Origin of the sequence: Acinetobacter sp. SwsAc5, assembly GCF_013391485.1 — a bacterium.
GTDB lineage: Bacteria > Pseudomonadota > Gammaproteobacteria > Pseudomonadales > Moraxellaceae > Acinetobacter > Acinetobacter towneri.
Genome location: NZ_JACAXD010000001.1, coordinates 153735 through 167464, shown reverse-complemented (window position 1 = coordinate 167464; position 13730 = coordinate 153735). Strand labels below are relative to the sequence as shown.

Sequence of the window (13730 nt, the reverse complement as noted above, 5' to 3'; positions counted from 1 at the left end):
GCATTTTTTATTGATGGGGATTTAAAAGTATTGAAATTAACGAACATGCTTACGCGCTTTGTTGGCAGGTTTTGGCGGCGAGATTTCACGTACGCCATGCCATACATCGCTAAAATCTTGCTCGTTGATATTATACAATTCCAATAAAGCCAAAATCGCTGCACCAAATAGCATTGGGCCTTCTGAATTATTTTGGAACTCGAATACCTTACCATTTAAGTTGTGCAAAATATCCTGAATTTCAAAGACCCGATCACGCCCATTGCTGTCAGTTGGGTACATTTGTGTATTCAATATGATTTTAGCCAAGGCTTTTTCATTATCGCTCAATGCCAAGACTTCAATTAATTCATCGGTGGCAGGGGTAAAAATCACAGAATCACGGTAAATGGTGTGTAGTAATTTTTGCGTTAGTTTAGGCAATGCTTTTTCGACAAAAGGACGAAACGACGCAGGAAAAATCACATTATGGGCAATGCCTTTAAACATAGGGGCAATTTCTTCAACCGTATAACCTGCAATACCACAACCAATTGAAGTTAAAAAATACTTCATTTTAGGATGGTTTTTGGCATAGATTTTAAAGTCATCCACATAGTGCTGAATTTGCGAAAGGGGCATTTGTTGTAAATGTTCATTCATGGTTGGAATGGCAAAACTTTGTCCTGCCCAACCGCGCCCGACGCCTTCAACGGCACCAAAAAATTCTTTGGCTGTTCGTGCTGCACCACCTGCATGTTGTCCTGCCATGTTACTGCCAAATACGAAAACAGTATCTTCAGGGAGGCTTTTGATAATTGATTCGTCGTGATATTGGTAAGTCATGAATGTGTGCTTTTATGGTTGTCGTCCTGAAATTTCATGTTGCCTTTGAATAGCCAGTGGGTCAAGTATTAAAGCAGTTTCCCCGTGCTCAATTTAGTCGTAGCACATCTTCGTTCTAACAGCGTCCACTACAGAATTAAAACCGAGCAATGGCTTTGTAGCTACGCAACATCGCCACAACATATTCGGATGTCCTGAGTGTAGGCAAATCTGCTAAAATATTAGGTCGCATCAAACCTGAGAGCTGCATTTGTGAGTGATAAGCAACCTTTCGATTTAGTCACCAACTATCAACCTGCGGGTGACCAACCACAAGCCATTGAAAAATTGGTTCAAGGGATAGAACAGGGCTATCATGATCAGCTATTACTTGGGGTTACAGGCTCAGGTAAGACTTATACCATGGCCAATGTGATTGCCAGAACACAGCGTCCGACCATTGTCATGGCACATAACAAAACGCTGGCAGCGCAGTTGTATGGTGAGTTTAAAGCGTTCTTTCCGAACAACGCAGTCGAATATTTTGTCAGTTATTATGACTATTATCAGCCTGAAGCCTATGTACCATCTTCCGATACTTTTATTGAAAAAGATGCGGCTATTAATGATCATATTGACCAAATGCGACTCTCGGCCACACGTGCTTTGCTAGAGCGTCGTGATGCCATTATTGTCGCATCGGTATCTGCAATTTACGGTTTGGGTGACCCCAATGCTTATATGAGCATGTTGCTGCATGTGGTGCAAGGTGATCGGGTGAATCGTGATGATTTGATCCGTCGTTTGGTGGAAATGCAATATAGCCGTAATGAGCTAGAGTTTTTGCGCGGTACTTACCGTATTCGTGGTGAAATTTTAGATATTTTCCCTGCTGAATCTGATCAGCATGCTATTCGCATAGAATTATTTGATGATGAAGTCGATTCGATTCGTTGGTTTGATCCATTAACAGGCAAATTGGTGCGTAAAGTGCCGCGCGTGACTATTTATCCTAAAAGTCACTATGTTACGCCTAAGGATAATTTGGAACGTGCGATTGGTACCATTAAAGAAGAACTAAAAGAGCGTTTGGTGTTTTTTCGCGAACATGACAAATTGCTAGAAGCGCAGCGCATAGAACAACGTACCCGCTATGATTTAGAAATGATGCAGCAATTGGGCTATACCAACGGCATCGAAAACTATTCACGACATTTGTCTGGACGACCTGCAGGCGAAGCACCGCCCACTTTGTTTGATTATGTACCTGATGATGCCTTGCTGATTATTGATGAATCGCACGTGACCGTTCCGCAAATTGGCGCGATGTATAAAGGTGACCGATCACGTAAAGAAAACTTGGTGAATTATGGTTTCCGTTTACCTAGTGCGTTAGACAACCGTCCAATGAAATTTGAAGAATGGGAGCGCATCGTCCCATCCACAATTTATGTGAGCGCTACACCTGCACAATATGAGTTGGAAAAATCGCAACAAATTGTAGAGCAAGTGGTGCGTCCAACAGGATTGATTGACCCAGAAATTGAAATTCGTCCTGTGTTAACGCAGGTGGATGATGTGCTGTCTGAAATCAATTTGCGTAAAGAATTGAATGAGCGGGTGTTGGTCACCACTTTAACCAAACGCATGGCTGAAGATTTGACCTCGTATTTAAAAGAATACGGCATTCAAGTGGCTTATTTACACTCTGATATTGATACCGTAGAACGCGTCAAAATTATTCACGAATTACGTACAGGCGTGCATGATGTCTTGGTTGGCATTAACCTGTTACGAGAAGGTTTAGACATGCCTGAAGTGTCTTTAGTGGCAATTTTAGATGCCGACAAAGAAGGCTTTTTACGTTCAGAACGTTCGTTGATTCAAACCATTGGACGTGCAGCACGTAACTTGAAAGGTAAAGCAATTTTATATGCAGATCGCATTACCGATTCAATGCAAAAGGCGATAGATGAAACAGAGCGTCGTCGTGCCAAACAAATTGAATTTAATGAATTGCACGGCATTACTCCACGTAGTGCAGTGCGTCAGGTGGTTAAAGAAATCGACACAGGTGAAGTGCTGAACGATGAGCAAATTGATGAAAAAATCAATGCACAAAGCCGTGCTTTAAGTGACGATGAACAGCACATTTTGGCTGATCCTAAACTGTATGCCAAACATATTGCCAAACTTGAAAAAGAGATGTTGAAAGCATCTAAAGAACTGCAATTTGAACAAGCGGCTCGTTTACGTGATGAAATTTTGCGTTTAAAAGCGCAAATGTTGCAATCTGGCTAAATTGGGGCGAATTGCACTGTCAGTGTAAGTGCGAGTTTGCATACTAAACTTGCTATGTAAAATTTGAGTTGCAAAAATTACATATCCATACAGTAAATTGAAATGCTTGCGGTTATTTTTGAAGAAGATAAACAAAATTGACTGAACATTAGAGTTTAGAGGTTGGGACAATGGCTAAAAAACTTCCGTTTGCAGGTGCGCGACTTGCCAAAATTGCCCTTGGTGGTGTGGTGCTGATTGGTTTGGGTGCTGCGACTATGGCATATTCCAAAACCAATGAACCGATGAAAACGGTAGAAAAAGTCGAATTAGATAAATATTTAGGCGTTTGGTATGAGGTTGCAAGAAAGCCTTTATATTTCCAAAACAAATGCGGTTCAAATGTAACAGCAGCATATACATTGAATGAAAATGGCAATGTGCAGGTGGATAACCGTTGTATTGCAAAAGATGGCAAACAAATGCGTGCTTTGGGCGAAGCTTTTGTACAAAATGCGCCTTTTAACAGCAAACTCAAAGTTAGCTTTTTACCTGAAGTCATTCGTTGGTTGCCTGTAGGGCGTGGTGATTATTGGGTGTTAAAGCTAGATGATGACTATCAAACTGCCTTGGTGGGTGAACCACGCCGTAAATATTTATGGGTACTTTCACGTACGCCGCATCCTGATCAGGCTGTCGTGACTGAATATCTGAACTATGCCAAATCACTCGGTTATGACTTAAGTGATGTGATTTATACCAGACATACGCAAACTAAAAAGTCAGACTAAGTTGCAGCAGCTCCAGAGCTACTTATAGATATAAGCAGACAAACGTATGCAGACCAATTGACCACGCAAAAGCTGCGTGGTTTTTTATATCCTGTCATTTTAAATTTTGAACATTCGATCAATCTCTAAAACAACGTATATATGAGTATAATGCCGACTGATATAGGGGAGAGTCGGATGTATAAAGGCATTGCACTATCGGTTTTAGCATCGGTCACTTTTGGGGTGCTGTATTTTTATACCCAATTACTCAAACCTTTAGACAGCGAAGAAACTTTTGCGTGGCGTATGTTGGCAACTTTGCCATTCCTAACTTTGTTTATGTGGTGGTCGGGAGATTTAAAACATATTTCCGCGATTTTTCAGCGGCTCAAACAACAACCACAATTCATACTTTGGCTGATTTTTAGTTCTTTTTTATGCACTACGCAATTGTGGTTATTTTTGTGGGGGCCGATTAACGGGCGTGGTTTGCAGGTTTCTTTGGGTTATTTCTTATTGCCTTTGATCATGGTTTTGCTTGGCTGTGTGCTATATAAAGAAAAGTTATCGACTTGGCAGATGGCAGCAGTTGCCTTAGCCGTGCTAGGTGTCAGTCATGAAATCTGGCGCATTGGCACGGTGGCGTGGGAAACCTTATATGTGGCATTTGCCTATCCTTTATATTTCTTTTTACGTCGGGTCTTTCAAACCGATCACTTGGGCGGGTTTTGGTGGGATTTACTGCTAGTTATTCCTGTCGCGGTATATTTAGGCTTTTATTATAGTGACAGTGTAAATGTCATCGCAGCTTTTCCATATTTAATTTGGTCGGTACTTGGATTGGGCTTTTTAAGTGCATTGGGACTTGGCAGTTATATTTTGGCCAGCCGCCATTTGCCTTTTGTGATTTTTGGTTTACTGAGTTATTTAGAACCTGTGCTGTTGGCTTTTGTGTCTATGTTGTTAGGTGAACGAGTTGAAGCAGGGGAATGGCTGACTTATATCCCAATTTGGTTGGCAGTTGCATTATTGGTGGTTGAAGGGTGCTTGCATTTAAGAAAGCAAAAAATGAATCAGCAAGATTTACAGCGGAAAATTCAACAGTCATCTGAATAATAAAAGCCGTCGTTATGGTGAGATATTCAAATTTCCAAGAGGATAATGAGGTTTGGCATCATCCTCCTTTTCGTCTAAAAAATTGAACTTTTGTTGAAAAAACTAAAATCACAAAAATAATTACAACTATTTTATGAATTTATAGTGAATATATAGGAAAATATTCGGGTCAGTACCAGCTTTTGATTCAATCTTGACGACAATTCCATTACAATTATCGGGTTTTGAAATTCATGCCTAGATATACAATTAATTAGAGGACGTATCTGTGAGCAAAGAGACTATCATCGCCCTACACGCAGAGCACCAAGGTCGCTGGAAAAACCGTGAAGAAATCGCGGAACGTATGATTGCTTTACTCGGTCAGTTGTACCGTGAAAAAAATATCATGGTTTCAGTTTTTGGTCGTTCTTTAGTTAACCGTTCTGTGATTCAAATTTTGAAAGCACACCGTCGTACTCGTATGATGGACGTAGAACTTTCAGTTGTTCACACTTTCCCATTGCTTGAAGCTTTGGCAAAAGTAGACAACATCGGTTCAGCAGAAATCGACTTAGGTAAACTTGCTGTTGAATATAAAGAAAAAGGCGGCGATGTAAATGCATTTGTTGCAGACGCTGTGAAATCTTTAGCGGGCAATCCAACAACTGTAGAAAGCAAAGATGTTGTACTTTACGGTTTTGGTCGTATTGGTCGTATCCTTGCGCGTTTAATCATTGGTCAATCTGGTCTTGGCCGTGGCTTAAACCTTAAAGCAATTGTGGTACGTAAATCGTCTGATGGTGATTTAGAAAAACGTGCGTCTTTATTGCGTCGTGACTCTATTCACGGTCCATTTGCAGGCACGATTTCTGTAGATGAAGAAAATGAAGCAATTATCGCAAATGGTAACTTCATTAAAGTGATCTATGCGTCTAACCCATCTGAAGTAGACTATACGGCTTATGGCATCAACAATGCATTGGTGATTGACAACACAGGTAAATGGCGTGATGCAGAAGGTCTTGCACAACACCTTCAATGCCCAGGTGCTGCACGCGTAATTTTAACTGCACCTGGTAAAGGTGACATGAAAAACGTGGTGTACGGTGTTAACCAAGCAGACATTCTTGATGAAGATACCATTATTTCTGCAGCAAGCTGTACAACAAACGCAATTACACCAACTTTAAAAGTGTTGCATGACAAGTACACTGTTGTGAATGGTCACGTTGAAACTGTTCACTCATTCACTAACGACCAAAACTTGATTGATAACTATCACAAGGCTGATCGTCGTGGTCGCGCAGCAACATTGAACATGGTTATTACCGAAACAGGTGCAGCGAAAGCTGTTGCGAAAGCATTGCCTGCATTACAAGGTAAATTAACAGGTAACTCTGTACGTGTTCCAACGCCAAACGTATCACTTGCAATCTTGAACTTAACGCTTGAGAAAGAAGTAGATCGTGAAGAAGTGAACGAATACATTCGTCAAATTTCAATTCACTCTAATCTTCAAGGTCAAATTGGTTATACCAACTCGACTGAAGTGGTTTCAAGTGACTTCATTGGTTCGCGTACTGCAGGTGTATTTGATGCGCAAGCAACCATTACTTCAGGCAACCGTTTAACTGCTTACGTTTGGTATGACAACGAAGTGGGTTATAGCTGCCAAGTATTGCGTATTGCTGAACAAATGGGCGGCGTAAGCTATCCTAAAATTCCTGCTGAAACAAATGCATAATTTGTAGATACAGAATTTAAAATCAAAAAGAGCTTCAAATGAAGCTCTTTTTTTTGCATTTATTTCATTCTTAAATATAAGGATGAGTGTTGAAATTTCCACCTAATACGCTATCCTAAACTTACCAAAATAAAGTCTATGCTAAAAAGTAAGTAGATTTGATTTTGCTTTCAAGCTTTCAAAGCCTGAACAATAGAAATAACAGAAGGATACCGTTATGCAATATGCAACCAGTCACTTACTCGGGCAAGTCCTTGCTAAAGATTGTCCATCACGGATTCGTTTAGAACATTTAGCCAATAAATGGTCAATGTTGGTGTTGCATTGTTTAAGCGAAGGTTTGCACCGCTTTAGTGAGCTAAGACAGCGCATTGAAGGGGTGAGTGAAAAAATGCTGGCGCAAACCCTGAAAACTCTTGAGCAAGATGGGCTAATTTTACGTACAGTTTACCCAACGGTGCCGCCTAAAGTGGAATATCAACTCACTTTTGAAGGCTCACAAATTGCAGAAAAAGTTAATCAGTTGATTGATTATTTAGAAAAAAATATCAATCAGACTCTGTCAGAATAATTATCTTTCTTGCTGTCTAAAATCATAACGATCAATCAATAAAATACCTACGGCAAATATTAAAATACTCGCGACACAGCCCATCCAACCCCAGTGCTGCCATGCGTAGACCGCCGTCAGAGAACCAAGTGCTGCACCAGAAAAATAAATGGTCATATATACGGCATTAATACGTGAGCGTGCGGTAGCATCAATTCGATACACCAAGTTCTGATTCAGTACGTGAAATGCAGTGAGGCCAAAATAACTCATCAATACGCCCACTGCATAAGCCATAATATTCTGCTGTGCAAAAAAGAGTGGAATGCAAGAAAACAACATCAAACTGATACAGAGCATTGCGACGAAATTTTCGCGGCCTTTGCCCACCGTTTTACCTGACCAGCTTGAAGAAAAAATGCCTATTACACCCAATAAGCCAAAAAGCCCGATTTGAAAATCACTAAAATGATAAGGTGGATTGGCCAAGACAAAAGTCATGGAAGTGAAAACTAAAGATAAAATGGCAAAGCCTAAAGCACCTGCGCAGGCTCTGCGAATTAAATGTGGCTGGGTGGTGGCCAATTGTATTAGAGAACGATAAATAGCTACCACGGTCAAATTTTTATTGGCAGTTGTAGAAGGTAGCTTTTTCCACATCAGCCCTGCAAACAGTAGGGTGATTATGCCGCTACTTAAATAAACACCTTCCCAAGACCAAAAGGTCGAAACAAAACCAGCAAAGGTGCGCGATAAAATAATACCCATCACCAAACCACTCATCAGTTTGCCTACAATGGCAGCACTCGATTCGGGTGGACTAATGCTTGATGCAAAAGGAATTAAAACCTGTGCGGAAATCGCACCAAATGTGGCACATACGGTAAAGAAATACAGCATGGCTAAATTGCTGCTAAAAGACAGCAAAATTTGCGAAAACGCAGCAAAAACCATCAGACTGACAATCAATTTACGCTTATTTAGCAAGTCACCTAAAGGCACGAGTAACATTAAACCTAGTCCATAGCCTATTTGTGCTAAAACCACAGCAAAGCCTGCCTGACTGGTGCTAATTCCTAAACTTTTTTCAATTGAATAAATTAAAGGCTGATTAAAATATGCCGATCCCGCACACAAGCCACAGGCGGTTGCTATGAGTAAAATAAATTTAGGCGATAAAGCAGGCGTGGTTGTGGTGGCAACAGCATTAGACATGGCGGCAGAAAGCAAACAAGGGTTAAAGCACTATAAGAACTTAGATGAGGAAGGAGAAATAAGAAAAAACGATCATATCATTGCTAAAAGGAATGAGTGTTTTGAACAATCAGCGATAAAAAGCAGCTCTGTATACGATTGCATAAATATAATTCGAGAAATTCTCTAAAATATGGCAGAATATACGGCTTTTAAAGTTTTTAGAGGATTGGCAAGATGCGCTTTGTTGATGAAGCAGTCATTACCGTAGAGGCTGGCGACGGTGGCAATGGCGTAGCCAGTTTTCGCCGAGAGAAATTTGTACCATTTGGTGGGCCAGATGGCGGTGATGGTGGTCGTGGCGGCAGTATTTTTATTCAAGCCGACGACAACGCAAGCACCCTTGTAGATTATCGTTATACCCGTAAATTTCGCGCTGAACGTGGTAAAAACGGTTCGGGCGCAAACTGTGCAGGTCGTGGTGGTGAATCTGTCGTTTTGACCGTTCCAGTGGGCACAACCATTGTAGATACAGACTCTGGCGATATTATTGCAGATTTAGTCGAAAGCGGTCAGAAAGTATTGGTCGCTCAAGGCGGTGATGGTGGTTTAGGGAATACTCACTTTAAATCATCTACCAACCGAACACCGCGTAAATTCACGCATGGTACCAAAGGTGAATTCCGTGAAATCCGTTTGGAGTTGAAAGTCCTTGCCGATGTAGGCTTGCTAGGCATGCCAAACGCGGGTAAATCGACCTTTATTCGTGCCGTGTCTGCGGCAAAACCAAAAGTTGCTGACTATCCATTTACCACCATGGTGCCAAATTTAGGCGTGGTGGATGCAGATCGTCATCGTTCTTTTGTCATGGCAGATATTCCAGGACTAATTGAAGGTGCAGCAGAAGGCGCAGGTTTGGGGATTCGCTTCCTGAAACACTTGGCGCGTACTCGTATTTTACTGCACATTGTGGATGTTCAACCTATTGATGGTTCTGATCCTGCGTACAATGCCAAAGCAATTCTGCAAGAGTTGGAAAAATTCTCTCCAACTTTGGCAAAGTTACCAATCGTGTTGGTGTTGAATAAACTTGATCAACTTCCTGAAGATTCACGTGAAGAATGGTGTAAACACATTCTTGAAGAATTGCAGTGGGATGGTCCTGTGTTCAAAACTTCAGGCTTAATGTCTGAAGGTACACAGCAAGTGGTGTATTACTTGATGGATCAAATTGAGCAACAACGTGAACGCGAAGTTGAAGATCCTGAGTACGCAGCAGAAATGAAAGCATTCCGTGATCAGCTGGAAGCTGAAACACGTGAACAAACCATTGCCGCGAAAGAAGCGTATCGTGAGATGCGCCGTCAGCAACGTCTTGCAGGTATGTTGGGCGATGACGACGAAGACGATGATGGTGAAGATGGCGAAGTAGAAGTGTACTACGTACGCTAAGCGCTACAAAAAGTGACTGAGGACAAGATGATAGAAGTGGTAGATGGGCAACGTCAGCTCAAGGGTTGTAAACGAATCGTTGTTAAAATCGGATCATCTTTACTCACAGCCAATGGGCAAGGTTTAGATTTGGATGCAATCTCGCATTGGGCGGGACAAATTGCAGATCTACACAATGCTGGACACGAAATTATTTTGGTGTCATCGGGAGCTGTGGCTGAAGGTATGGTGCGAATGAAACTTGAGCATCGACCCACCGATCTACCCAGTCTTCAGGCATGCGCTGCCATTGGTCAAATGGGTCTGATTCAGACTTGGTCAAGTGTGCTGGAAAAACACCAGATTCAAACTGCACAAGTCCTATTAACCCATGATGATTTGGCAGATCGTCGTCGTTATTTAAATTCCTGTGATGCATTGCAAAACCTGATTGAATGGCGCGTGATTCCTGTCATCAATGAAAATGACACAGTCTCTACTGATGAAATTCGCTTTGGTGATAATGACACTTTGGCTGCGATGGTAGCAGGGCAGGTACATGCAGATTTGTTGATTATTTTGACCGATCAACAAGGTATGTTTGACTCCGATCCACGTTCTAATCCAAATGCAAAACTGTTCCATACTGTACGTGCTTTAGATGAAAGTCTGTTTGATATGGCAGGTGGTGGCGGCAAGTTCGGGCGCGGCGGCATGCTGACCAAAGTCCGTGCAGCGCGTTTAGCGGCTAAATCGGGTTGTCCAACTTTAATTGCCAGTGGTGAAAGTGACAACGTGCTTGCGCGTTTAATGGCGGGCGAAATGTTGGGTACGCTGTTCATTACCGACAATGACCGTATTACGGCGCATCAACAGTGGTTGGCGGCACACTTACAAACAGCAGGACGTTTGGTGATTGATGATGGCGCAGTCAAAGCCATTAAAGAAAACCACCGCAGTTTATTGCCTGTGGGTGTTAAAGCCGTAGAAGGGCATTTTGAACGTGGCGATGTGGTGGAGTGTGTAGATACACAGGGTCATCGTGTCGCTGTGGGACGTGTTAATTTTAGTTCACGTTCTGCAGATTTGGTCAAAGGCTTGGCTTCTGACAAAGTGCATCAGGTGTTAGGCGAGGCACGTTCGTTGGAGATGATTCACCGCAATCATATGGCGATTTATTGATGATGCTGTAAGTTATCATTCAATTGAAGTTATCAAAAAAAACCGCTTGGAATATCCAAGCGGTTTTTTATTACTTAAGCAATTCATGTCATGCTTCAGGTTTATTTAAACTGAATCGTTCCATTTGCATTGACTGTAATTTTAGATTCACCTGCTGCCATCTCTTGATCAGCTACAGCCGTTTCTGCGACTGCAAATTTTGCCATGCTTGCGCGCATAACAGGCTGCGGGAAATAAGAATTGGTGTTTAGATTCAAGTTTACCAAGTTATAGCCCGATTTATTCCAAGCCTGACTTAACATTTGCGCACGTTGTTGAAAGTTTTTAGATGCTTCGACCATCAACTCATTTTCAACTTTTTTACGTTGTGCATCAGACACGCTAAAATTAATAGATTGGGTCTGAAAGTTTTGTTGTAGCTCGCTCACCAATTGGCTTGCTGCTTTAAAATCGGTACTTTGTACCCGTACCTCTGCACGACCGCGCCATTCTTTTAACTTACGACTGTCATTGTCGTAAATTGGATAGGTGGTTTGCGAACCTGTTTCAACTTTCACTTGTGGATACTTGCGTGCAGTTGCAATGGCTTGGCTCATTAACTGGTTAATTTGTGATGCAAGTTCAGCAGGCTGTTTGTGACTTTTTTCAATATATAACACAGCGTGCATTTGATCATTTGAAACTTCGCGTGTAGCTTCAGCTTGAACATTGATGATATTGTAATTTAAAGATTCATTTTGTTGGGCAAAAGCGGTGCTTGCAGCACCAACAGCCAACAGGGTAGCAGCGAGAGAAAGTAAGCGCATATTCTGACCTTTTGTTCAAATTATCTAGATTTTAAAATGTGTTTTAACTGCTTTAAATTTTAGCTTTGCTTTGTGAGGATTTTTAGTTGAATTTGTGGTGGCTTTGTAAAATATGCGTTAAAAATTGCGGTAAATACTGCTTTATAAAATTCAATAAAAATAATGATCTATACTATTTTGAAAATAAATGCTGCATGACTTGAGAGATTGTGTAAAAAAAAGTATAAAAGGAAGTGGAAAGAGTTAAATTTTCTTTCCTTTGTCACAATGTAAGATGATAATTCAATCGAATCATCTGCAAGATATGTTTTTTCGATGAAATTAGGCAATATTTGGGTTAAACCTGTTTATTTTCTAGAAAAATTAGGTATTATCCCGCTTCCTAGTCTTGAAGAACAAAACTCTATCTCGCTAGATCAAAAAAGCACCGAGTCAAAGGACCGCAAGTCACCAGACTTATTTCTTTCAACCCATATCAGAGATGGTAATTCGATATGAGCGTTACTTCTGTAAACCCTGCCAACCATTCCACAAACGAATACTACTTGACTCGCCAAAGTCAGATGGAATCGAATGTGCGTAGTTATCCTCGTAAATTACCGTTAGCGATAGCGAAAGCACTGGGTTGTTGGGTTACCGATGTTGAAGGTACTGAGTACCTAGATTGTTTGGCTGGGGCAGGAACCTTGGCATTGGGCCATAACCATCCTGCGGTGGTTCAAAGCATCCAAGACACTTTAGCGAGTGGTTTGCCATTACATACCCTAGATTTAACGACACCTTTGAAAGATGCTTTTACTGAAGCGTTACTTTCACACATGCCTGGTGGTCAAGAAGAATACTGCTTGCAGTTCTGTGGTCCTACAGGTGCAGATGGCACAGAAGCGGCAATCAAACTTGCAAAAACCTATACAGGTCGTAGCTCAGTCATCAGCTTCTCAGGTGGCTATCATGGTATGACTCATGGTTCATTGGCGATGACAGGTAACTTGTCTGCAAAAAACGCAGTCAATGGTTTAATGCCTGGTGTTCAATTTATGCCATATCCGCATGAATACCGCTGTCCACTTGGTATTGGCGGTGAAGCGGGTGTAGATGCTTTAACGTATTATTTTGAAAACTTCATTGAAGATGTAGAAAGCGGTGTAACTAAGCCTGCAGCTGTGATTCTTGAAGCAATTCAAGGTGAAGGCGGTGTAGTGACTGCACCAATTAAATGGTTGAAAAAAATCCGCGAAGTGACTGAAAAGCACAACATCGTTTTAATTTTAGACGAAGTTCAAGCGGGCTTTGCACGTTCAGGCAAAATGTTTGCATTTGAACATGCAGGTATTGAGCCAGACGTGATTGTAATGTCTAAAGCTGTTGGTGGTGGTTTGCCATTGGCTGTACTTGCAATTAAACGTAAGTTTGACGCATGGCAGCCTGCAGGTCACACGGGTACTTTCCGTGGTAACCAATTGGCAATGGGTACTGGTCTTGTGGTGCTTAAAACCATTAAAGAACAAAACCTTGCACAAAATGCGCAAGAGCGTGGTGAGTTCTTACAAGCTGAATTGAAAAAATTAGCTGTTGAATTCCCATGTATTGGTAACGTGCGTGGTCGCGGTTTAATGATTGGTATCGAAATTGTAGATGAGCGCCAAGAAAAAGACCGTTTAGGTGCTTATCCAGCAGATTCTCAATTGGCTGCTGCTGTTCAAGCTGCATGTTTTGACAACAAATTGTTGCTTGAGAAAGGTGGTCGTGGTGGTACGGTGATCCGTTTACTTTGCCCACTCATCATTACTCAAGAAGAGTGTGTAGAAGTCATCGCTCGCTTCAAGAAAGCAGTTGCTGAAGCGTTAGTCGCAGTTCGAGGCGCATAA

At 41.6% G+C, this 13730-nt stretch carries 12 protein-coding genes; 9 read left to right on the top strand and 3 right to left on the bottom strand.

The features are described from left to right. Nucleotides 1–36: 36 nt before the first annotated feature. Nucleotides 37–825: a hypothetical protein gene (locus HYG89_RS00810; protein WP_004971705.1), complete on the bottom strand. Its 789-nt coding sequence runs from the start codon at nt 823–825 to the stop codon at nt 37–39. 252 nt (nt 826–1077) lie between these two features. On the opposite strand from HYG89_RS00810, the gene uvrB reads away from it, so the two are divergent. From uvrB to HYG89_RS00785, 5 genes are all read left to right on the top strand, one after another. Next, nucleotides 1078–3105 carry an excinuclease ABC subunit UvrB gene (gene uvrB, locus HYG89_RS00805; RefSeq protein ID WP_178865613.1) on the top strand — a complete coding sequence of 676 codons (2028 nt, stop codon included), beginning with the start codon at nt 1078–1080 and terminating at the stop codon, nt 3103–3105. Between the two features lie 170 nt (nt 3106–3275). After that, nucleotides 3276–3875, top strand: a complete 600-nt coding sequence (locus HYG89_RS00800; RefSeq protein ID WP_004971700.1) for a lipocalin family protein — start codon at nt 3276–3278, stop codon at nt 3873–3875. Between the two features lie 177 nt (nt 3876–4052). After that, nucleotides 4053–4973 (top strand): EamA family transporter RarD, encoded by a 921-nt coding sequence (gene rarD, locus HYG89_RS00795; protein ID WP_004971698.1) that lies wholly within the window; start codon nt 4053–4055, stop codon nt 4971–4973. Between the two features lie 268 nt (nt 4974–5241). Further along, entirely contained in the window at nt 5242–6699 is a 1458-nt protein-coding gene (locus HYG89_RS00790) for a glyceraldehyde-3-phosphate dehydrogenase (RefSeq protein WP_178865610.1), read from the top strand. A 217-nt stretch (nt 6700–6916) separates the two neighbouring features. Further along, nucleotides 6917–7270 carry a helix-turn-helix domain-containing protein gene (locus HYG89_RS00785; protein WP_178865608.1) on the top strand — a complete coding sequence of 118 codons (354 nt, stop codon included), beginning with the start codon at nt 6917–6919 and terminating at the stop codon, nt 7268–7270. Here HYG89_RS00785 and HYG89_RS00780 read toward each other — a convergent pair whose 3' ends face one another. Next, nucleotides 7271–8464 carry an MFS transporter gene (locus HYG89_RS00780; protein WP_178865605.1) on the bottom strand — a complete coding sequence of 398 codons (1194 nt, stop codon included), beginning with the start codon at nt 8462–8464 and terminating at the stop codon, nt 7271–7273. It lies immediately after the preceding gene. On the opposite strand from HYG89_RS00780, the gene HYG89_RS00775 reads away from it, so the two are divergent. The 3 genes from HYG89_RS00775 to proB are packed head-to-tail and all read left to right on the top strand — an operon-like array spanning nt 8445 to nt 11056. Beyond that, nucleotides 8445–8633: a hypothetical protein gene (locus HYG89_RS00775; protein ID WP_178865602.1), complete on the top strand. Its 189-nt coding sequence runs from the start codon at nt 8445–8447 to the stop codon at nt 8631–8633. The two genes, HYG89_RS00780 and HYG89_RS00775, sit on opposite strands and share 20 nt — an antisense overlap. A 47-nt stretch (nt 8634–8680) precedes the next feature. After that, nucleotides 8681–9895 (top strand): Obg family GTPase CgtA, encoded by a 1215-nt coding sequence (gene cgtA / locus HYG89_RS00770; protein WP_004971687.1) that lies wholly within the window; start codon nt 8681–8683, stop codon nt 9893–9895. Nucleotides 9896–9922: 27 nt separating this feature from the next. Then, the gene (proB, locus tag HYG89_RS00765; RefSeq protein WP_178865599.1) at nt 9923–11056 is read left to right on the top strand and encodes a glutamate 5-kinase; all 1134 of its coding nucleotides are present in this window, start codon (nt 9923–9925) and stop codon (nt 11054–11056) included. A 101-nt stretch (nt 11057–11157) separates the two neighbouring features. On the opposite strand, the gene HYG89_RS00760 is transcribed toward proB, so the two are convergent. Continuing rightward, the gene (locus HYG89_RS00760) at nt 11158–11862 is read right to left on the bottom strand and encodes an SIMPL domain-containing protein (protein WP_178865596.1); all 705 of its coding nucleotides are present in this window, start codon (nt 11860–11862) and stop codon (nt 11158–11160) included. 494 nt (nt 11863–12356) lie between these two features. Between HYG89_RS00760 and HYG89_RS00755 the strand changes: the two genes are divergently transcribed. Continuing rightward, a complete protein-coding gene (locus HYG89_RS00755) occupies nt 12357–13730 on the top strand; it encodes a diaminobutyrate--2-oxoglutarate transaminase (protein WP_004971681.1) in 1374 nt (457 codons plus the stop codon).